Here is a 20,845-nt window from a genome sequence, read left to right as displayed (position 1 = left end):
ACACCGGGGTAATCCGTGAAAAAGCTCTCCGCACGACGACGCCATCCGCTGGCGGCGGTCGTCGTTCTACTCTTCGCGCTGGCGGTTACCGGGGGGCTGTACTCCGCCTTCGCGCCCGCGGGCAATGCGAAGGCCGACGAAACCGTCCAGTCCCTCGCCATCGAGGAGGGCCAGAAGCTCTACGCCGTCGGCTGCGCAAGCTGCCACGGTACCGGCGGTCAGGGTTCCTCTGACGGCCCCAGCCTGGTAGGCGTCGGCTCCGCAGCCGTCGACTTCCAGGTGATGACGGGCCGTATGCCCGCCCAGCAGCCCGGCGCCCAGGTGCCGAAGAAGCCCGTCATCTACACCCAGGCACAGACCGACCAGCTCGCCGCGTACATCGCGTCCCTCGGAGCCGGCCCGATCACGCCGACCGAGAAGCAGTACGACCCGGCGGGTGCCGACATCGCCAAGGGTGGTGAGCTGTTCCGCAACAACTGCGCGCAGTGCCACAACTTCACCGGCGAGGGCGGCGCGCTGACGGACGGCAAGTACGCCCCCAACCTCGAGGGCGTCGAGCCGAAGCATGTCTACCAGGCCATGCTCACCGGCCCGCAGAACATGCCCTCCTTCCCGGACAGCACCATGCCGGAGAAGCAGAAGAAGGACATCATCGCGTACCTCCAGCACGTGAACGGCGAGAAGTCGACCAACCCTGGTGGCCTCAAGCTCGGTGGCCTCGGCCCCGTCTCCGAGGGTCTCTTCGGCTGGGTCTTCGGACTGGGTGCGCTGATCGCTGTCGCCGTCTGGGTCGCGGCCCACACCGCTAAGGCCAAGAAGTCATGAGTAGCCAAGAGATTCCCGAAGAGAAGCACCTGCCGAGCGAGCAGGGCGACGCGCACCACGGTGCCGTGGCAGTGGCGGACGACCCGTTCGCCGACCCGGGTCTGCCGGTTCACAAGCCGCGGATCCAGGACATCGACGAGCGGGCCGCGAAGCGCTCCGAGCGCACGGTGGCCTTCCTGTTCACCCTGTCGATGCTGGCCACGATCGGCTTCATCGCCTCGTTCGTGATCCTGCCGGTCGACAAGATCGTCTACATCTTCCCGATCGGGAAGGTGAGCGCTCTCAACTTCGCCCTGGGCATGACCCTCGGCGCGGCCCTCTTCTGCATCGGCGCGGGCGCGGTCCACTGGGCCCGCACCCTGATGTCCGACGTGGAGGTCGCCGCCGAGCGTCACGAGATCGCGGCCCCGGCCGAGGTCAAGGCGCAGGTCATGCAGGACTTCGCGGACGGCGCGCGCGAGTCGGCCATCGGCCGCCGCCCGCTCATCCGCAACACGATGTTCGGTGCGCTGGCCCTGCTGCCGCTCTCCGCCGTCGTGATCCTGCGCGACCTGGGCCCGCTGCCCGAGGACAAGCTGCGCAAGACCATCTGGGCGCGGGGCAAGATGCTCATCAACCAGAACACGATGGAGCCGCTGCGTCCCGAGGACATCGTCGTCGGTTCGCTGACCTTCGCCATGCCGGAAGGCCTGGAGGAGGACGCGCACGACTTCCAGGTGCAGATCGCCAAGGCCGCCCTGATGATCGTCCGCATCCAGCCGGAGAACATCAAGGACAAGAAGGAACTGGAGTGGTCCCACGACGGGATCGTGGCCTACTCCAAGATCTGCACCCACGTCGGCTGCCCGATCAGCCTGTACGAGCAGCAGTCGCACCACGTGCTCTGCCCGTGCCACCAGTCCACCTTCGACCTCTCCGACGGCGCCCGAGTCATCTTCGGCCCGGCTGGTCACGCGCTCCCGCAGCTGCGGATCGGCGTCAATGACGAAGGTTTCCTCGAGGCGCTCGGCGACTTCGAAGAGCCCGTCGGTCCCTCTTTCTGGGAGCGCGGATGAGCACTGCCACTCAAACCAAAGAGCGCAAGGCTCCGGCCGGCGAGCGCGTAGCCGACTGGGCCGACGGCCGGCTGGGCATCTACAGCCTCGCCAAGGCCAACATGCGCAAGATCTTCCCGGACCACTGGTCCTTCATGCTGGGTGAGATCTGCCTCTACAGCTTCATCATCCTCATCCTCACGGGTGTGTACCTGACGCTGTTCTTCCACCCGAGCATGGCCGAAGTCCACTACGACGGTTCGTACGTCCCCATGCAGGGCGTCGCGATGTCGGAGGCCTTCCGCTCGACCCTGGAGATCAGCTTCGACGTCCGCGGCGGTCTGCTCATCCGGCAGATCCACCACTGGTCGGCGCTGATCTTCATCGCGGCGATGCTCGTGCACATGATGCGCGTGTTCTTCACCGGCGCGTTCCGCAAGCCCCGTGAGGTCAACTGGGTCTTCGGCTTCCTGCTGCTGGTCCTCGGCATGTTCACCGGTTTCACCGGTTACTCCCTGCCGGACGACCTGCTCTCGGGCACCGGTGTCCGCTTCATGGAAGGCGCCATGCTGTCCGTGCCGATCGTGGGCACGTACCTGTCGTTCTTCCTCTTCGGCGGAGAGTTCCCCGGCGGCGACTTCGTGGGCCGGTTCTACTCGGTGCACATCCTGCTGCTGCCCGGCATCATGATGGGCCTGCTGGTGGCCCACCTGATCCTGGTCTTCTACCACAAGCACACCCAGTTCGCGGGCCCCGGCAAGACCGAGAAGAACGTCGTCGGCATGCCGCTGCTCCCGGTCTACATGGCCAAGGCCGGAGGCTTCTTCTTCCTGGTCTTCGGTGTCATCGCGGCCATCTCGGCGATCGCCTCGATCAACCCGATCTGGGCGCTCGGCCCGTACCGCCCGGACCACGTGTCCACCGGTGCGCAGCCCGACTGGTACATGGGCTTCTCCGAGGGCCTGATCCGTGCCATGCCCGGCTGGGAGATCAACCTGTGGGGCCACACCCTCGTCCTGGGTGTCTTCATCCCGCTGGTCATCTTCCCGCTGGTCCTCGTCGTGATCGCGGTCTACCCGTTCATCGAGTCCTGGGTCACCGGGGACAAGCGCGAGCACCACATCCTGGACCGCCCGCGCAACGCCCCGACCCGTACGGGCTTCGGTGTGGCATGGCTGACGTGGTACGTCATCCTGCTGATCGCCGGTGGAAACGACATGTTCGCGCAGTACTTCCACCTGTCGATCAACTCGATCACCTGGTTCGCCCGCATCGCGTTCTTCGTCGGTCCGGTCATCGCGTTCATCATCACCAAGCGGATCTGCCTCGGCCTCCAGCGCCGGGACCGGGACAAGGTGCTGCACGGTCGCGAGACCGGCATCATCAAGCGCCTGCCGCACGGTGAGTTCGTCGAGGTCCACGAGCCGCTCTCGCAGGGCAAGCTGCACACGCTCACCTCGTACGAGCAGTACGAGCCCGCCGAGATCGGCCCCACGGTCGACGAGAACGGTGTCGAGCGCAAGGTGAAGCCGCTGGAGAAGCTCCGCGTCAAGCTCAGCAAGGGCTACTACGGGGAGAACAACCAGATCCCGAAGCCCACGGTCGAGGAGTACAAGGAGATCCAGAGCGGCCACGGCCACCACTGATCTCCCGCATCACGGCTTCACGGCCTCACGGCCTCATGATTCACGCAGTACAGCAGTACGCAGTACGCATGATTGCTTGAGGGACTGATTTCGGTCAGTCCTGGTGTCGCCACGGCGAGAGCCCCGTCCAGTGTCTGGACGGGGCTCTTTGCCGTCCCCGGGGCTGGATAGGCTGAAGCCCTTCCCATTCGACGTGGAATCCTCGACGAGCAGCAGGAGCGGACCATGACCTTGGTGACCCCGGCAGGCGGCGACAGCGTGGCGGCCCGCGGCTGGCCGGGCGTTCTGGACGCCCTGCTGTCCGGCCGGGACCTCGGCGCCGACGACACGGCCTGGGCCATGGACCGGATCATGCGCGGGGAGGCCACCGACGCCCAGATCGCCGGATTCGCCGTCGCGCTGCGGGCCAAGGGGGAGACCGTGGCCGAGATCAACGGCCTGGTCCGCGCCATGTACGAACACGCCAACCTGATCGAGGTGCCGGGCCGGACGGTGGACATCGTCGGCACCGGCGGCGACGGGGCCAAGACGGTCAACATCTCCACGATGTCGGCCATCGTGGTGGCCGGTACGGGTGCCAAGGTGGTCAAGCACGGCAACCGGGCCGCGTCCTCCGCGAGCGGCTCCTCGGACGTCCTGGAGAAGCTGGGCGTCAACCTCGACCTCACCCCCGCGCGGGTCGTGGAGGTGGCCGAGGAAGCCGGGATCACCTTCTGCTTCGCGGTCAAGTTCCACCCCGCGCTGCGGCACGTGGCGGCGGCCCGCCGGGAGCTCGGGATCCGGACCACCTTCAACTTCCTCGGCCCGCTGACGAACCCGGCGCGGGTCCGGTCGCAGGCCACCGGTGTGGCCGACGCCCGGGTGGCCCCGATCGTCGCGGGCGTCCTGGCGGAGCGGGGCTCCTCGGCGCTGGTCTTCCGCGGCGACGACGGGCTCGACGAGCTCACCACCACGGCGACCTCCCGGGTCTGGTGGGTCCGCGACGGCGAGGTCAGGGAGCAGGGCTTCGACCCGCGCGACATCGGCATCCCGCTGGTGGACGTCTCCGCGCTGGCCGGCGCGGACGCGTCCTTCAACGCGGACGTGGCCCGCCGGCTGCTGGCCGGCGAGACCGGCCCGGTCCGCGACGCGGTGCTCCTGAACTCGGCGGCGGCCCTGGTCGCGCTGGACCCGGGTACGGGCACGCTGGAGGAGCAGCTCGCCGCCGGTGTCGTACGGGCGGCGGAGTCGGTGGACTCGGGCGCGGCCCGTGAGGCGCTGGCCCGCTGGGTGGCGGCGAGCAACGCGTAGCCCTCCCCGTCCCGTTTCGACGGGATCCGGCCAAGATCCAGCACTGACCCCGGTCCGCCATGTGGACCGGGGTCTTGCGTTCCGAAGATCGTGTGGCAGGATTCTCCTCAGGTCACGAGTGACAGCGTTTAGGCCCCGGCTTGCTGTCCGGCAACCCTCCTTCCGTGGCGGGGTGCCCCGGGTGATGACCAGGTCGTAGGCAGTGAGGTCTACGGCAAGCGCGGATCCCTCACACCTCTTATCGGGGTGCTGGGCCAGGGATCCTGGTCTTCTGAGGAGCGTTTTCCGTGAGCAAGCGAATGCGATAGGGCGACTCCGCCCCTTCTTCACCCCTCCGAACAGGGTCACTTCCGCGTACCCGCAGCACGTCTGCGGCAGCACATCCGTGTGCGGCGGCCGATCCGCGTTCCGGGGGAACTCCCGTACCCCGAACGGCCGCAGCGCCGTATCCGCGTACGGGCACACCGAAGCCATTCACACCTGCCTGCCGGGAGATACCGCCATGTCCGCAACCCTGAACGCCGCTGTCACCGCCACCGCTGCCGCCGCCGTCACCTCAGCGGCCGTCGACCCTGCCTGTGCCGAGCCGCTGGCGGTCCTCGGCCGCGAGGTCACCGTGCCGCTCGTCACCGGCGGCGAGGTCACCTACGCCGCCCTCGACTACGCGGCCAGCGCCCCCGCGCTGCAGCGGGTCTGGGACGACGTCGCCGCGTACGCCCCGTACTACGGCAGCGTGCACCGCGGCGCCGGGTACCTCTCGCAGCTCTCCACCGACCTGTTCGAGCAGAGCCGGGTCACGGTCGCCGAGTTCCTCGACTGCCGCCCCTCCGACCAGGTGATCTTCACCCGGTCCACCACCGACTCCCTCAACCTGCTGGCCGCCGTCCTCCCGGCCGACTGCCAGGTCTTCGTCTTCGAGACCGAGCACCACGCCTCGCTGCTCCCGTGGACGAACGCCGAGGTCACCTACCTCAACGCCCCCCGCACCCCGGACGAGGCCGTCGCCACCCTGGAGCGCGCCCTGGCCGACCGCACGGCATCGATTGAAGAGGGCTACGGCCCGGCGCTGGTCTGCGTCACCGGTGCCTCCAACGTCACCGGCGAGCTGTGGCCGGTCAAGGAACTCGCCGCCGCCGCGCACGCCCACGGCGCCCGCATCGTCCTGGACGCCGCCCAGCTGGCCCCGCACCACCCCGTCTCGGTCCAGGACCTCGACGTGGACTGGGTCGCCTTCTCCGGCCACAAGCTCTACGCCCCCTTCGGCTCGGGCGTGCTCGCCGGCCGCGCGGACTGGCTCCAGGAGGCGGACCCGTACCTCGCCGGCGGCGGGGCCTCGCGCAAGGTGGCCCGCCGTGAGGACGGCGGCGTGGACGTCGAGTGGCACACCACCGCCGCCCGCCACGAGGCCGGCTCCCCGAACGTCATCGGCGTCTACTCCATCGCCTCCGCCTGCAAGGCCCTGAACGAGGCCGGCTTCGAGAACCTCGTCGCCCGCGAGCAGCGCCTCATCGCCAAGGTCCGCGAAGGCCTCGCGGAGGTCCCGGCGGTCCGCGTCCTGTCCCTCTTCGGCGACGACGCCCCGCGCGTCGGAGTCATCTCCTTCGTCGTCGACGGGTGGAACAGCTCGCACTTCGCGGCCGCGCTCTCCGCCGAGTACGGCATCGGCGTCCGCGACGGCCTGTTCTGCGCCCACCCGCTGGTCCGCACCCTGCTCGGCAGCGAGCCGCAGGCCCAGGGCGAGTGCGGAGCCCCGGAGGCGGCCCCGGGGGAGCGGTCCCTGAACGCGATCCGCGTCAGCTTCGGCGCCGGCACCCCCGACGAGCACGTGGAGCGCTTCGTCCGCGCGGTCAAGGAGCTCGTCGCGGACGGCGCCAAGTGGCAGTACCGCACCGAAGAGGGCCGCTGCGTCCCGGCCGTCTGACAGGCTGCGGGGCGTGACGTGCCGGGACCCGGTCCCGACGGGGGCGACGGCGACGGCGATGTCCCGGACGGGCTGAAGAGGGGTACCGGGCTGCGCCCGGACCCCCTGGGGCTCCGCCCCGGACCCCGGTCCTCACACGCCGGACGGCTGGATCGGCGCGCCCGAGCCCTGTCGACGTTCCCCAGCCGGCCAGGCCCTACGCGTCGAGGCCGATCGCGAAGGCCGCTTCCAGGTCGTGCTGGGAGTACGTGCGGAACGCCACGTGCGTGTCCGTTCCCTCCACGCCCGGGATCTTGCTGATGCGGCCGGGGATGATGTCGGCCAGGTCCTCGTGCCGGGACACCCGGACCATCGCGATGAGGTCGTACGTACCCGTGACCGAGTAGACCTCGCTGACGCTGTCCAGCGCGGCGATGGCCTCGGCGATCTCGGGGATCCGGTCCACGCTGGTCTTGATGAGCACGAGTGCGGTGATCACGGTTGGCTGTCTCCCTCGACGGCAGTCACTGGTCGACCCACTCTAGTCCCACGCCGGTAGCGGGCCCACGCGTAGAGGAAGCCCAGCGAGAAGCCCACCACGTGGGCCAGATAGGCGACTCCGGGACCGCTCGCCGCCCGGTGCGCCGCCAGCCACTGCAGGCCGAACCAGAACATCAGCACGATCCAGGCGGGGAAGCGCAGCGGCAGGAAGAAGAGGAACGGGAACAGGCTCGTCACCCGTGCCTTGGGGAACAGGTACAGGAATGCGCCCAGGACCGCGGAGATCGCCCCGGAGGCCCCGACCAGGGTCTGGTCCGAGGAGGCGTAGGCCGCCGCGTACGCCGCCAGGGCCAGGTAGCCCGTACAGACGTAGAAGCAGAGGAACCCGGCCCGGCCCATGCGTCGCTCCGTCATCGCCCCGAAGACGTAGAGGAAGAGCATGTTGCCCAGCAGGTGCAGCCAGCTCCCGTGCACGAACAGGGCGGTGAGGGGGGTCAGTGCCGCCCGGCCGGAGCCGGTGAACAGCTCGTCCGGGACCACGCCCCAGCGCCGGAAGTACGCCGTTCCCGTGGTCAGGAGCTGATCGCCCGTCCCGTAGACCGGGTTCAGCCCCGACGCCGGGCTCAGTACGAACACCACGCAGCAGCCGGCGATCAGCGCGTGGGTGACCACCGGGCCCCGGGCGGCCTCGCGTACGGCCTGCCACCTTACGATCATGCGACCGAGCATGACCCAGCCGGGCCCGCCGGCGGGTGCGGCAGGCCGTAGGGTTACGAGCTACGCACGCACGCGCGCGCCACCGTGGCGACACGGGAGGGTGCGGCGCTTGCGCCATGTGAGCGATAGAAGGAGAGAGCGGCCTGATGACGGTTCCCCTGCCGACCGACACCACCCGGTGGCGCTGCACCCTGTGCGGCAACCTCACGCGCTTCGACGTCACCCGTTCGTCGAAGGTCGTGGAGTACGTCCACCTGGACCTCGCCGGGGAGCCCAAGGTCGAGGAGCGCGAGGTGGTCAATGAGACCATCGAGTCGGTGCGCTGCCGCTGGTGCAACGCGGTGGACCAGATCGAGCTCGTCGACAGGCCGGGCGCGGACTCCTGACGGAGCCCCGCCCACAGGTGAATGACGGTAGGGGTGACGGATTGTGGAGCCAGCAAGCGGCGCTGAGTCGGCCGACGCGGCCGGCGACGCCGCGGAGGTGCTCGACCGCCCGCTGCCGGAAGGCGTGCGGCGCCGGGTCGTCGCACTCGTCTCCGACGCCTTCGGCGGGCTGACGGTCGCGGACCTCCCGGCGCAGCTGCGCCAGTACGCCCGTTTCACCCCGACCCGGCGCGCCAAGTTCGCGGGCAACGCCATGGCCACGGCCGTGGAGAGCGACCCGGTCTTCCGGGGCCGGGTCGCCGACAAGCTCCGCGAGACGCAGGCCGACCTCGCCTCCGCGCTGGAGTCGTCCGCGCCGCCCGCCGCCGCCGATCCGCTGGACGTGGCGGCCGCCGCGTACGTCCTGCGGCCGGCCGGCTGGGTCAAGCTGGTCGCCGCCGCGGGCGAGGAGGCGCAGCGCGCCGACGCCGAGCGGGTCGACGAGGAGGCCCGCCGCGAGATGGAGCGGCTCCGCGAGGAGCTGGCCCACGTACGGGAACTGCAGCGCACGGGCGTCGACCAGGTGCGGGCCGACCTCGACGCGGCGCGCAAGGAAGCGGAATCGCTTCAGCGCAAGCTGCGCAGCGCCCTCAGCGACGTCAAGCGGGGCGACGCCGCCCTGCGCAAGATCAACGCGGAGGTCGACGGCATCCGCGCCGAGGCGGCCGCCCAGGTGAACTCGGCGGAGAGCGAGACCCGGCGCCTCAAGTCCCGCCTCGCGGAGGTGGAATCGGCGCTGGAGACCTCGCGCCGGGCCACCCGCGAGGGGCGCAGCATCGAGGACATGCGGCTGCGGCTGCTGCTGGACACCGTGCTGGACGCGGCCGCGGGACTGCGCCGGGAGCTCGCGCTGCCGCCGGTCTCCACCCGGCCCGCCGACACGGTGGAGGCTGTGGAGCCGGGCCGGATGACCCCGAAGGACATCGCGGCGCGCGCCCTGTCGGAGACCGACCCGGCGCTGCTGGACCAGCTGCTGGCGCTGCCCCAGGCCCATCTGGTGGTCGACGGCTACAACGTCACCAAGACCGGCTACCCGACGATGCCGCTGGAGAAGCAGCGCCTGCGGCTGCTGGGCGGGCTGTCGATGCTCGCCGCGCAGACGGGCGCCGAGATGACCTGTGTCTTCGACGGGGCGGAGCTGGCGGCCCCCGTGCTGCTCGCGCCGCCGCGCGGGGTGCGGGTGCTGTTCTCCAAGGCCGGGGTGACGGCGGACGAGCTGATCCGCCAGCTGGTGCGCGCCGAACCGGCGGGCCGTCCGGTGGTGGTGGTCTCCACCGACCGCGAGGTCGCCGACGGGGTGGCCAAGGCCGGGGCGCGGCCGGTGGCGTCCGCCTTGTTGCTGAAGCGGCTTTCGCGCGTTTCGTAACTGCTGGGCCCTATGCCGGAATTGGTAGGGCATCGCGGGAACGTACCGTCAAGTCATCGACACAGAGCGTGTGCTGTAGGTAAAGAACCTGGTCGGACAGCGAATTTTTTGCCGACAGGATTTGAACTGATCACAGAAGGGTCACTAGGGTCAGTCAAACCTTCGTGCGGTAGTTCACTCATTCGGGGTGGATGGCGAAGGTGTCGCTGAGTCTCTAGGGCGGATTGCGTCCTTCGGCGGCTCTAGGAAGAAGGAGATCGCCTTCGTGGCGTCCCACCGTCGACCCAAGCAGCCGACCCGCATGCGCACCACCGTGCTCGGCGTCACCGCGGCAGCCGCCGTGGTCCTCTCGGGGCAGGCCGCTCACGCCGCCCCCGCCAAGCCGAACAAGGACGAGGTCAAGGCGAAGGTCGACGCCCTCTACGAAGAGGCGGAGCAGGCCACCGAGAAGTACAACGGGGCCCAGGAGCGCCAGGACAAGCTCGAAACCGAGATCGGGCAGCTCCAGGACCAGGTCGCCCGCGGCCAGGCGGACCTCAACGCCCTGCGCGGCACGCTCGGTTCGATGGCCAGCGCCCAGTACCGCAGCGGCGGCATCGACCAGTCCCTCGCGCTCTTCCTCTCGGCGGACCCGGACAACTACCTCGACAAGGCCTCCACCCTGGAGCAGCTGAGCGGTCAGCAGGTCGAAGCGGTCCAGAAGATCCAGGCCAAGCAGCGCACCCTCGCGCAGCAGCGCCAGGAGGCCGCGGGCAAGCTCACCGACCTCGAGGCCACCCGCAAGGAGCTCGGCGAGAAGAAGAAGGCCTCCTCGGACAAGCTCGCCGCGGCCCAGGCCCTCCTCAACACCCTGACCGCCCAGGAGCGGCAGCAGATCAAGGACGACGACTCCCGTGCCAGCCGCGGCGCCGGCGAGCGCGTCCCCGACCTCGGCAACGTGAAGCCCTCCGGCCGGGCCGGCGCCGCCCTCGCGGCCGCCAAGACCAAGGTCGGCAGCGCGTACATATCCGGGCACGAAGGCCCCAACACCTTCGACTGCTCGGGCCTGACCCAGTGGGCGTACAAGCAGGCCGGCGTGAACATATCGCGCACCACGTTCACGCAGATCAACGACGGCACCCGGATCGGCAAGAGCCAGCTCCAGCCGGGCGACCTGGTGTTCTTCTACGGCGACCTGCACCACGTCGGCCTGTACGCGGGCGGCAACACGGTGCTGCACGCCTCGAACCCGCGCAGCGGCGTCAAGTACGAATCGATCGACAACATGCCGTTCCAGTTCGGCGTGCGCGTCGGCTGACGCCCCTAGGGCCTCGACCGGACGCGCCGCACACCGCCCATCCGGGCGAATTCCGAGGCCCCGCTCTGACCACACGCCCCGCCGGTGACCTGCGTCTCCGACGGGGCGTCACTGTGCGTGCCCGCCGGAGGTCGTTGGCCGGTGCCCTCCCGCGCGGCTACTGTCTGCCAGCGCGGAACCCCGGCACACGGCCGCCCACGGAGGGCGGACCCGGGTCCCGCTCAGCAGGAGGGAGCGGTTTCACGTGGCGTCCCATCGCCGGTCCGGGCCCAGCGCCCTCGACCGGAACACCAAGGTCACCGTCCTCACCGCCGCCGCGGCGGGAGCAGCGGTGGTCATGTCGGGCGCACCCGCCGGTGCGGCCCCCGGCCTCCCGCAGGAGCCCGCGGCCGGCACCCGCGCCCAGGTCGACCGGCTCTTCCAGGAGGCCGAACAGGCCACCGAGCGCTTCAACCAGGCGGGCGAGCGCGCCGGCCGGCTCCGCGCCGAAGTCGACCGGGTCCAGGACGCGGTGGCCCGTGGCCAGGACCGCATCAACACCATGCGCGGGGTGCTCGGCGCCTACGCCGGAGCCCAGTACCGGGCCGGCGGCATCGACCCCGCCGTCGAGCTGATGCTCTCCGAGAACCCGGACGACTACCTCGCCAAGGCCGCCGCCCTCGACCGGCTGTCCGGCCGCCAGGCCCGCCAGCTCGACGAACTGCGCTCCGAGCAGCGCCGGCTCGGCCAGGAACGCCAGGAGGCCTCCCGCAAGCTCTCCGAACTCGACGCCCTGCGCGCCGACGTGGCGAAGGAGAAGCGCGCCGTCACCGCCAAGCTCGCCGCCGCCCGCCGGCTGCTCAACGCGATGCCCACGCAGGAGCGTGCCGACTTCGACCGGGCCTCGCGCTCCGGCGGCCGCCCCGACGCCCTGCCCGAGCTCCCCGACCCCGCGGCCTCCGGGCCCTCCTCCGGCCGCGCCATGACCGCCGTGATGGCGGCCCGGTCCGCGGTCGGCCGGCCCTACGTATGGGGTTCCACCGGCCCCTCCGGCTTCGACTGCTCCGGACTGATGGTGTGGTCGTACCGGCAGGCGGGCGTGGCCCTGCCCCGCACCTCGCAGGCGCAGCGGCACGCCGGGCGGCGGGTGTCGCTGTCGGAGGCGCGCCCGGGGGACCTGGTGACCTACCGCTCGGACGCCAGCCACGTCGGCATGTACGTCGGCAACGGCCAGGTGGTGCACGCCCCGTACCCGGGAGCGCGCGTGCGGTACGACCCGGTCGGGATGATGCCGGTGTCCTCGGTGACCCGCCCCTAGGGGGTGTCTTGCCGATCAGGCCGGGCTCGCGGCGTCCGGCACCGCGCCCGGCCGCGTTGCCGTCGGGTCGCCGACGCTCCCCGTCGGCTTCCTCCTCCGCCGTGCGACGCACTGGCACCGGACCCTGCTCCTTGATCCGGCCCGCTCGGCAAGACGCCCGGCCCGGGGGTGTGCTGCGTACGATCGGGTGATGTTCCCGGTCCTGGGCCGTACCCCTCGCCGACGTGGGCGCCGGCGCCCACGCGCACTGCCGCTGGTGCTGCTCTGCCTGCCGCTGCTCTGGGTGCCGCTCGCCGGATGCGGCGCGGGTTCTCCCTCCGGCCCCGGCTCCGGCGCCGGTTCCGGGGCGCCCTCGGCTTCGGCGGACCCCGGCGAACGGGACGTCCGGCGGGCCGTCGCCGACTGGTCGGCGGTCCCGCCCGCGGCCCTCGCGGCGATCCCGCTGGAGGGATGGTCGTACGAGGTCTCCGCGGTCCGGGTGGAAGGCGTACGGGCCTTCGCGCGCGCCGAGCTGCGCTACCGGCTCACCGGCTACGACGCCGCCCCGGCCGGCTCCGCCCGCGAGGTGGAGCTCACCCGCGAAGGCGGCTCCTGGGCGGTGACCGCCGACCGCCCCGCCCCGGGAGCCCTGCCGCAGCTGTGGGACCAGGGCCCGGTGTCCGTGGAGCGCGGGGCGCACGCCCTGGTGCTCGGCGGAGCCGGCCAGAGCTCCGGTGCCCTCTCCGACATCGCCGCCGAGGCCGACAAGGCGGTGCCCGCGGCGAGCGCGGCCTGGCCGCGGCGCTGGGCGGGCCGCGTGGTGGTGCTGGTTCCCGGCTCGCTGGACGCGATGGCGGCGCTGCTGGGGCGGCCCGCGGACGAGTACCGGGGCCTGGGCGCCGTCACCACCGGGCGGACCGGGGCGGGCCCCGCACCCGCCGACCGGATCGTGGTCAACCCGGAGGGGTACGGGCAGCTCACGGCCGAGGGCCGCCAGGTGATCCTGACCCACGAGACCACCCACGTGGCCACCCGGGCGGTGACGACCGCCAAGACCCCGCTCTGGCTCTCCGAGGGCTTCGCGGACTGGGCCGCGTACCGCGACAGCGGCCGCACCCCGGCCGAGGCCGCGCCGGCCCTCGCCCGGGCGGTGCGGCGGGGCGACCTGCCGGGGGAGCTCCCCGCGGCGGGGGCCTTCGCCTTCGGCGGGGACGCGGACGCACTGGCGCGGGCCTACGAGGGCTCCTGGCTGGCCTGCCGGCTCGTCGCCCGGCGGTGGGGGGAGGCGGCGCTGGTGTCCCTGTACGAGAAGTCGGGCCGGGAGTCCCTCCCGACGGCGCTGGCGGACACCCTGCACACGGACCCCGCGGCCCTGACCCGCGCCTGGCAGCAGGACCTGACCCGAGAGTTCCGCTAGCCCGGCTGCCCCCGCTCCTCAAACGCCGGAGGGGCTTTGACGCGGCTCCCCGCCGGGGACCACGTGCGGGCCCGCTTCCGGGACCAGCCCCCGGACCCCCGCTCCTCAAACGCCGGAGTGGCTGTTTCTGCCCGCCGGACCGGGACACGTCCGGGCTGACGTCGCGCACGTCCTGCCGGCGCCGGACACGCCTGGGGTGGCGTCGTGCACGTCCTGCTGTCGGCGGGCACATCCGGGCCGCCGCCGGCCGAATCCAGCCCCGCCGGCGTTTGAGGCGCGGGGTCTGGGGCGGAGCCCCAGGGGCCCCGGCGCAGACCCGGTTCCGGGGCCCCGACCCCCAGGCGCCGCCGCCCGCGCACCGCCCCGTAGGGCCGAGCCCCACAGCTCCGCGCCCGCGGGGCAGAGCCCCGCGCCACCCCGCCGGGGGCACCGGCCCGCAGGGCCCCGCCGAGGGCCTCCGGTAGGGTCGGCAGGCGATGGACAAGACGCTGATCGTGACCAACGACTTCCCGCCGCGACCGGGGGGCATCCAGGCCTTCCTGCACAACATGGCGCTCCGCCTGGACCCCGACCGGGTCGTGGTCTACGCCTCCACCTGGAAGCACTCCGCCGAGGCCCGCGCCGCCACCGCCGCCTTCGACGCGGAGCAGCCCTTCCAGGTGGTCCGCGACCGCACGACGATGCTGCTGCCGACCCCCCGGGTCACCCGCCGGGCCGTGGGCCTGCTGCGCGAACACGGCTGCTCGTCGGTGTGGTTCGGCGCGGCGGCCCCGCTGGGCCTGATGGGCCCCGCCCTGCGCCGGGCGGGCGCCCGCCGGATCGTGGCGACCACGCACGGGCACGAGGCGGGCTGGGCGCAGCTCCCGGTCGCGCGCCAACTGCTGCGGCGCATCGGCGAGGGCACGGACACCCTGACCTACCTGGGGGAGTACACCCGTTCGCGGATCGCCCCGGCCCTGACGGACCGGGCGGCGGCGCGGATGACGCAGCTTCCGCCGGGGGTGGACGAGAAGACCTTCCACCCGGGGTCGGGCGGCGCGGAGGTCCGGGCGAGGCTGGGCCTGTCGGACCGGCCGGTGGTCGTCTGCGTCTCGCGGCTCGTCCCCCGCAAGGGCCAGGACACGCTGATCGAGGCGATGCCGCGGATCCTGGGGGCGCTGCCGGACGCCGTCCTGCTGATCGTGGGCGGCGGCCCCTACGAGGCCGACCTGCGGGCCCTGGCCGCCTCCACCGGGGTCGCGGAGTCCGTCGTCTTCACGGGCGCGGTCCCGTGGTCCGAACTGCCCGCCCACTACGGGGCAGGGGACGTCTTCGCGATGCCCTGCCGGACCCGGCGCGGCGGGCTCGACGTGGAGGGTCTCGGCATCGTCTACCTGGAGGCCTCCGCCACCGGCCTGCCGGTGATCGCCGGCGACTCCGGCGGCGCCCCGGACGCCGTACTGGACGGGGAGACGGGCTGGGTGGTCCCCGGCGGAGCCCCGGCCGAGACCGCGGACCGCGTCGTCACCCTGCTCCGGGACCCGGCCCTGCGCGCGCGCATGGGCGAGCGCGGCCGTGCCTGGGTCGAGGAGAAGTGGCGCTGGGACCTGCTGGCGGAGCGGCTGCGCGAGCTCCTGTAGCGGGTGCACGTCGAACGCGACGGGGATCCCCTTTCCGTACGGAGCGGGGATTATCGCTCCTGAGGGCCCGATCGCGGGCAGAGTCGATCAAACCGCACGGGCCGCGGCGGGCCCCGCCTACGGTCGAGCCATGTCTGACTGTTACTCAGAAGCGTGTCAGTGCGGGTTATGGCCGGTTGAGCGGAATCCGCTCATGATGCGGCCATGACACCAAACCTGACACGCCGTCATGTTCTCGGTCTCGGCGCCCTGCAGACCGCGGCGGCCCTCGGCTTCACCCGGATCGGCCTGCAGTCCGCGGCCGCCGCCGAGCCCGCGGCCGCCACGTACGCCCCGGCCATCGTCGTCGGCTCCGGCTACGGATCCGCCGTCGCCGCGCTCCGCCTCGGGCAGGCCGGCGTGCGGACCGTCGTCCTGGAGATGGGCCGGCTCTGGGACACCCCGGGCGCCGACGGGAAGGTCTTCCCCGCCACCTCCGCCCCCGACCAGCGCTCGATGTGGTTCCGCAACCGCACAGAGGCCCCGCTCGCCCAGTTCCTCTGGCTGGACGTGGTCAACCGCAACATCAGCCCGTACCCCGGCGTCCTGGACCGCGTGAACTACGGCGACATGTCGGTGTACGTGGGCCGCGGCGTCGGCGGTGGCTCCCTGGTCAACGGCGGCATGGCGCCCACGCCGAAGCGCTCGTACTTCACCGAGGTCATGCCCCGGGTGGACGCCGACGAGATGTACGGCACCTACTACCCCCGGGCCCGCGCCATGCTCGGGGTCAACGACATCGACCCGGCCTGGTTCGAGTCCACGGAGTGGTACCGCTTCGCCCGGATCTCCCGCAAGCACGCCCAGAAGACCGGCCTGAAGACCACCTTCGTCCCCAACGTCTACGACTTCGAGTACATGAAGCGCGAGGCCGCCGGGACCGCGACCAGGTCGGCCCTCGCGGGGGAGGTCATCTACGGGAACAACCACGGCAAGAAGAGCGTGGACAAGACCTACCTCGCCGCCGCCCTGGGGACGGGGAACGTCACCATCGAGACCATGCAGCGCGTGGTCGGGGTACGGCAGGACCCGGCCGGCGGCTACGTCCTGACCGTGCAGACCAGCGACCTCACCGGCCGCGTCACCCAGGTCCGCGAACTGGGCTGCAGACAGCTCTTCCTCGGCGCCGGCAGCCTCGGCACCACCGAGATCCTGCTGCGCGCCCGCGAGACCGGCACCCTGCCCGCCCTGAACGACAAGGTGGGTCTCGGCTGGGGCCCCAACGGCAACGTCATGACCGCCCGCGCCAACCACCTGTGGGACACGGTCGGCGCCAACCAGGCCACCATGCCCGCCCTGGGCATCGACGACTGGGACAACGCCTCGAACCCGGTCTTCGCCGAGATCGCCCCGCTCCCGATGGGATTCGAGCACTGGATCTCGATGTACCTGGCCATCACCAAGAACCCGGAGCGCGGGCACTTCACCTACGACCCGGCCAGCGACTCGGCGAAGCTCCAGTGGACCCGGGCGCAGAACGCCCCGTCCGTCCAGTCCGCGAAGCGGCTCTTCGACCGGATCAACCGGGCCAACTTCACCATCTACCGCTACGACCTGTTCGGCGACAACAAGAACTTCGCCGACAACTTCACCTACCACCCGCTGGGCGGCTGCGTCCTCGGGGACGCGACCGACGACTTCGGCCGCGTGAAGGGCTACCAGGGCCTCTACGTCACCGACAGCTCGCTGATCCCCGGATCGCTCGGCGTGAACCCCTTCGTGACCGTCACCGCCTTGGCGGAGCGGAACATGGCGCGAGTCCTCGCCGAGGACCCGCGCTAGCCCTGGAAGGCACGCACTAGCCCCGGTAGAGGGCTTCGATCTCGTCCGCGAAGTCCTTCGCCACCACATTCCGCTTCAGCTTCAGCGAAGGCGTGATGTGCCCGGACTCCTCCGTGAACTGGGAGGGCAGAATGCGGAATTTCCGCACCGATTCCGCCTTGGAAACCGCCGCGTTGCCGTCGTCCACGGCCTTCTGGACGGCGGCGACGAGATCCGCGTCCTCGCGCAGCTCCGCCGCCGTCACACCGGCCGGCTTGCCGTGCTCCGCGGCCCACCGGCCCAGGAACTCCTCGTCGATGGTGACCAGCGCGGCCACGAACGGCCGGGCGTCGCCGACCACCATGCACTCCGCGACCAGCGCGTGCGCCCGGATCCGGTCCTCGATCACCGCGGGCGCCACGTTCTTGCCGCCCGCCGTGACGATGAGCTCCTTCTTGCGCCCGGTGATCGCCAGGTAGCCGTCCTCGTCGAGCGTGCCGACGTCGCCGGTGTGGAACCAGCCGTCGGTCAGCGCGTCGGCGGTGGCCGTCGGGTTGTTCCAGTACTCCTTGAAGATGTGCTCGCCGTGCAGCAGCACCTCGCCGTCGTCGGCGATGCGCACCACGGAGCCCGGGAGCGGCTGGCCGACCGTACCGATCTTCGTCTTGTCCCACGGGTTGAAGGCCGTGGCGGCGCAGGACTCGGTCAGGCCGTAGCCCTCCAGCACCGTGAAGCCGATGCCGCGGAAGAAGTGGCCGAGCCGCTCGCCCAGCGGGGCCCCGCCGGAGATCGCGTACTCGCCGCGCCCGCCGAGGACCGTGTGCAGCTTGCTGTAGACCAGCTTGGAGAAGACCTTGTGCTTCAGCTTGAGCTTCAGGGACGGCCCGCCCGGCAGGTCCAGCGCGCGGCTGTACGCGATCGCCGTCTCGGCCGCCGCGTCGAAGATCTTGCCCTTGCCGTCGGCCTGGGCCTTGGCGCGGGCCGAGTTGTAGACCTTCTCGAAGACGCGCGGCACACCGAGGATCAGCGTGGGCCGGAAGGACTGCAGCTCGTCGGTGAGGTTCTTGATGTCCGGTACGCAGCCCAGCCGGATCGGCGCCAGCACGGCCGCCACCTCCACCAGGCGGCCGAACACGTGCGCGGCCGGCAGGAAGAGCAGCACGGAGCACTCGCCGGTCCGGAACAGCGGACGGAGCCGGGCCACGATGTTCCCGCACTCGGCGAAGAAGCTGCGGTGGGTCAGCACGCAGCCCTTGGGGCGGCCGGTGGTGCCGGAGGTGTAGACGATGGTGGCCGGGTCGTCGGCGCCCGCGAGCGCGCTGCGCTCGTCGACCTCGGCGTCGGAGACCTCGGCCCCGGTCGCCTTCAGCGTCTCCAGGGCGCCCTGCTCGATCTCCCAGACCTCGCGCAGCTCCGGCAGCCGGTCGCGCAGGGCGGCCACGGCCGCGGCGTGCCCGGGGGACTCCACGACGACGGCGACGGCGCCGGAGTCGCCGAGGATCCACTGGATCTGCTCGGGGGAGCTGGTCTCGTACACGGGGACCGTGACGGCGCCCGCGCTCCAGATCGCGAAGTCGATCAGCACCCACTCGTAGCGGGTGCGGGAGATCAGGGCGACCCGGTCGCCGGGCCGGATGCCGGCCGCGATCAGGCCCTTCGCCGCGGTGCGGACCTCGGCGAGGAACTGCGTCGCGGAGACGTCCTGCCACGCGCCGTCGACCTTGCGGGCCATGACGGCGGTGTCTGGATGCTGAGCGGCATTGCGGCGGATGAGATCCGTCAGGTTCCCGTCCGACGGGACCTCGTACAGGGCCGGAAGGCTGAACTCGCGCAAGACTGCTGCTCCTCTGGGCGCCATCGCCACCATGTGGACCGACCGGACGTTACCCACCGGTAGTGGGTTCCGGATAGAGGGAACCGGCCAGATGTTCCCTGCGTCACATGCCGCGGCCGTGTCCTACCGACGATAGTCGACCCGGTTTGCGACTCGGAAGTAACCGCAGGTCCGCCCGCCTGGTCCGATTCCCTACCCGCGGTGGCCAAGCGCCCCTAGGGTGGCCGCATGGGTGGCTCTATGGGTGGTGCGCAGAACCGGACACGGGTCCACGTCGTCAGCGACGTCCACGGCAATACCGAGGCCCTGGCGCGGGCCGGCGAAGGCGCCGACGCGCTGATCTGCCTCGGCGACCTCGTCCTCTTCCTCGACTACGCCGACCACTCGCGCGGCATTTTCCCCGACCTCTTCGGCGTCGAGAACGCCGACCACATCGTCGAACTGCGCACGGCCCGCCGTTTCGAGGAGGCCCGGGAGTTCGCCCGCGGACTGTGGGTCGGGCTGGACCGGGAGCGGCTCGTCGAAGGTGCGGTCAGGCGCCAGTACGCCGAGATGTTCGCCGCATTCCCCCGGCCCACGTACGCCACGTACGGGAACGTGGACATCCCCGGGCTCTGGCCCGAGTACGCCGGCCCCGGCCTCACCGTGCTCGACGGGCAGCGGGCCGAGATCGGCGGCCGGGTCTTCGGCTTCGTCGGCGGCGGACTGCCCTCGCCGATGCGCACGCCCTACGAGGTGCCCGAAGAGGAGTACGCCGCCAAGGTCGAGGCGCTGGGCGAGGTCGACGTGCTGTGCTCGCACATCCCGCCGGAGGTGCCGGAGCTCTGCTACGACACGGTGGCGCGGCGCTTCGAGCGGGGGAGCGGGGCCCTGCTCGCCGCGATCCGCCGGATGAAGCCCCGGTACGCGCTCTTCGGCCACGTCCACCAGCCGCTCGCCCGGCGGATGCGGATCGGCGCCACCGAGTGCGTGAACGTCGGGCACTTCGCCGCCACGGGAAGGCCGTGGGCCCTGGAGTGGTGAGCTCTTGACGCGCGATAGCCTTCACGCGGCGGCCCAGTGTCGTCCGCACACTTCCTCGAACTCCCCCCGGAGGAGCGACCGCGATGGCGGAACACACCAGCTCGAGCATCACGATCGAGGCGGCCCCGGCCGACGTCATGGCCGTGATCGCCGACTTCGCCCGCTACCCGGAGTGGACCGGCGAGGTGAAGGAGGCCGAGGTACTGGCCAAGGACGACGCCGGCCGGGCCTCCCTCGTCCGCCTGCTGCTCGACGCGGGCGCGATCAAGGACGACCACACGCTGGCGTACACCTGGCCCGCCGAGAACACGGTCAGCTGGACGCTGGACAAGTCCCAGATGCTGAGGCAGCTCGACGGGTCCTACCAGCTGGCGCCCGTCGCGGGCGGTGCGCGCACCGAGGTGACGTACTCGCTGACGGTGGACGTCAAGATCCCGATGCTCGGCATGATCAAGCGCAAGGCGGAGAAGGTCATCATCGACCGGGCGCTGGCGGGCCTGAAGAAGCGCGTGGAGAGCCACACCGCTACTTCTTCTTGACGCGGGACTCCTTCTTGACGCGCTGCGCCGGGCACCTTCTTGACGTGCTGCTCGCGCGGTGCGGCCCTGGCGGGCCTCCCCGGCTTCGCCGCGCTGCGCCGGACTCCGTCCGGCGGTGGCTGGTCGGTGTGCCTGCCACTGTCGTCCTGGGGCGGGGCCGGTGGGTGGGTGTGGCTGGGTCGGCCCTGCGGGGCGAGGTCCCCTACCCGCCCTTCGCCCGTTCCCCGGGCTGCGCCCGGACCCCCGCTCAAACGCCGGCGAGGCCGGGTACATCCAGCCCCTCCGGCGTTTGAGGAGCGGGGTCTGGGGCGGAGCCCCAGGGGGTCCGGGCGCAGC

17 protein-coding genes and 1 riboswitch are annotated in these 20,845 nt (G+C 71.5%); of the genes, 14 read left to right on the top strand and 3 right to left on the bottom strand.

The window, feature by feature from the left end; genetic code table 11:
• Window positions 1-15: 15 nt before the first annotated feature.
• The 5 genes from ACFWBW_RS34760 to ACFWBW_RS34740 all read left to right on the top strand — a co-directional run bounded on the left by ACFWBW_RS34760 (window position 16) and on the right by ACFWBW_RS34740 (window position 6,716).
• Window positions 16-825 (top strand): c-type cytochrome, encoded by an 810-nt coding sequence (locus ACFWBW_RS34760; protein WP_385381429.1) that lies wholly within the window; start codon window positions 16-18, stop codon window positions 823-825.
• Window positions 822-1,880, top strand: coding sequence for a Rieske 2Fe-2S domain-containing protein (locus tag ACFWBW_RS34755; protein ID WP_385381426.1), 1,059 nt, complete (start codon window positions 822-824; stop codon window positions 1,878-1,880). The genes ACFWBW_RS34760 and ACFWBW_RS34755 overlap by 4 nt, the downstream gene beginning before the upstream one ends.
• Complete coding sequence (locus ACFWBW_RS34750) at window positions 1,877-3,505, top strand: cytochrome bc complex cytochrome b subunit (protein ID WP_385381424.1); 1,629 nt, start codon at window positions 1,877-1,879, stop codon at window positions 3,503-3,505. The genes ACFWBW_RS34755 and ACFWBW_RS34750 overlap by 4 nt, the downstream gene beginning before the upstream one ends.
• Window positions 3,506-3,730: 225 nt before the next feature.
• Window positions 3,731-4,795: an anthranilate phosphoribosyltransferase gene (trpD, locus tag ACFWBW_RS34745; RefSeq protein WP_385381422.1), complete on the top strand. Its 1,065-nt coding sequence runs from the start codon at window positions 3,731-3,733 to the stop codon at window positions 4,793-4,795.
• A gap of 110 nt (window positions 4,796-4,905) precedes the next feature.
• Window positions 4,906-5,022: riboswitch (SAM riboswitch) on the top strand.
• A 275-nt stretch (window positions 5,023-5,297) separates the two neighbouring features.
• Window positions 5,298-6,716 carry an aminotransferase class V-fold PLP-dependent enzyme gene (locus ACFWBW_RS34740; protein WP_385381419.1) on the top strand — a complete coding sequence of 473 codons (1,419 nt, stop codon included), beginning with the start codon at window positions 5,298-5,300 and terminating at the stop codon, window positions 6,714-6,716.
• A gap of 196 nt (window positions 6,717-6,912) precedes the next feature.
• Here ACFWBW_RS34740 and ACFWBW_RS34735 read toward each other — a convergent pair whose 3' ends face one another.
• On the bottom strand, window positions 6,913-7,194 hold the full coding sequence (locus ACFWBW_RS34735) for an Lrp/AsnC family transcriptional regulator (RefSeq protein ID WP_385381416.1): 282 nt from the start codon (window positions 7,192-7,194) through the stop codon (window positions 6,913-6,915).
• A complete protein-coding gene (locus ACFWBW_RS34730; RefSeq protein ID WP_385381414.1) occupies window positions 7,191-7,925 on the bottom strand; it encodes a rhomboid family intramembrane serine protease in 735 nt (244 codons plus the stop codon). Before ACFWBW_RS34730 ends, ACFWBW_RS34735 begins: the two co-directional genes overlap by 4 nt.
• Window positions 7,926-8,059: 134 nt before the next feature.
• On the opposite strand from ACFWBW_RS34730, the gene ACFWBW_RS34725 reads away from it, so the two are divergent.
• The 7 genes from ACFWBW_RS34725 (at window position 8,060) to ACFWBW_RS34695 (ending at window position 17,134) form a co-directional block, all read left to right on the top strand.
• On the top strand, window positions 8,060-8,299 hold the full coding sequence (locus tag ACFWBW_RS34725; protein WP_008738811.1) for a hypothetical protein: 240 nt from the start codon (window positions 8,060-8,062) through the stop codon (window positions 8,297-8,299).
• A gap of 40 nt (window positions 8,300-8,339) precedes the next feature.
• Window positions 8,340-9,704 carry an NYN domain-containing protein gene (locus ACFWBW_RS34720; protein ID WP_385381463.1) on the top strand — a complete coding sequence of 455 codons (1,365 nt, stop codon included), beginning with the start codon at window positions 8,340-8,342 and terminating at the stop codon, window positions 9,702-9,704.
• Between the two features lie 265 nt (window positions 9,705-9,969).
• Window positions 9,970-11,001 carry an NlpC/P60 family protein gene (locus ACFWBW_RS34715; RefSeq protein ID WP_385381411.1) on the top strand — a complete coding sequence of 344 codons (1,032 nt, stop codon included), beginning with the start codon at window positions 9,970-9,972 and terminating at the stop codon, window positions 10,999-11,001.
• Between the two features lie 244 nt (window positions 11,002-11,245).
• The gene (locus ACFWBW_RS34710; protein WP_385381408.1) at window positions 11,246-12,298 is read left to right on the top strand and encodes an NlpC/P60 family protein; all 1,053 of its coding nucleotides are present in this window, start codon (window positions 11,246-11,248) and stop codon (window positions 12,296-12,298) included.
• A gap of 256 nt (window positions 12,299-12,554) precedes the next feature.
• Window positions 12,555-13,694 carry a hypothetical protein gene (locus tag ACFWBW_RS34705; RefSeq protein ID WP_385381406.1) on the top strand — a complete coding sequence of 380 codons (1,140 nt, stop codon included), beginning with the start codon at window positions 12,555-12,557 and terminating at the stop codon, window positions 13,692-13,694.
• A gap of 476 nt (window positions 13,695-14,170) precedes the next feature.
• Window positions 14,171-15,313 carry a glycosyltransferase family 4 protein gene (locus ACFWBW_RS34700; RefSeq protein WP_385381403.1) on the top strand — a complete coding sequence of 381 codons (1,143 nt, stop codon included), beginning with the start codon at window positions 14,171-14,173 and terminating at the stop codon, window positions 15,311-15,313.
• A 204-nt stretch (window positions 15,314-15,517) separates the two neighbouring features.
• Window positions 15,518-17,134: a GMC oxidoreductase gene (locus tag ACFWBW_RS34695; RefSeq protein ID WP_385381400.1), complete on the top strand. Its 1,617-nt coding sequence runs from the start codon at window positions 15,518-15,520 to the stop codon at window positions 17,132-17,134.
• Window positions 17,135-17,150: 16 nt separating this feature from the next.
• On the opposite strand, the gene ACFWBW_RS34690 is transcribed toward ACFWBW_RS34695, so the two are convergent.
• Window positions 17,151-18,947 carry an AMP-dependent synthetase/ligase gene (locus tag ACFWBW_RS34690; protein WP_385381397.1) on the bottom strand — a complete coding sequence of 599 codons (1,797 nt, stop codon included), beginning with the start codon at window positions 18,945-18,947 and terminating at the stop codon, window positions 17,151-17,153.
• A 228-nt stretch (window positions 18,948-19,175) separates the two neighbouring features.
• Here ACFWBW_RS34690 and ACFWBW_RS34685 point away from each other — a divergent pair, with 228 nt between their 5' ends.
• Window positions 19,176-19,970, top strand: coding sequence for a metallophosphoesterase (locus ACFWBW_RS34685; RefSeq protein ID WP_385381394.1), 795 nt, complete (start codon window positions 19,176-19,178; stop codon window positions 19,968-19,970).
• Between the two features lie 83 nt (window positions 19,971-20,053).
• Complete coding sequence (locus tag ACFWBW_RS34680; RefSeq protein WP_385381391.1) at window positions 20,054-20,509, top strand: SRPBCC family protein; 456 nt, start codon at window positions 20,054-20,056, stop codon at window positions 20,507-20,509.
• Window positions 20,510-20,845 lie beyond the last annotated feature (336 nt).

Source organism: Streptomyces sp. NPDC059957 (assembly GCF_042730015.1).
GTDB lineage: Bacteria > Actinomycetota > Actinomycetes > Streptomycetales > Streptomycetaceae > Streptomyces.
The sequence above is the reverse complement of the archived record's forward strand: the minus strand, read 5'-3'. Positions and strand labels throughout refer to the sequence as shown.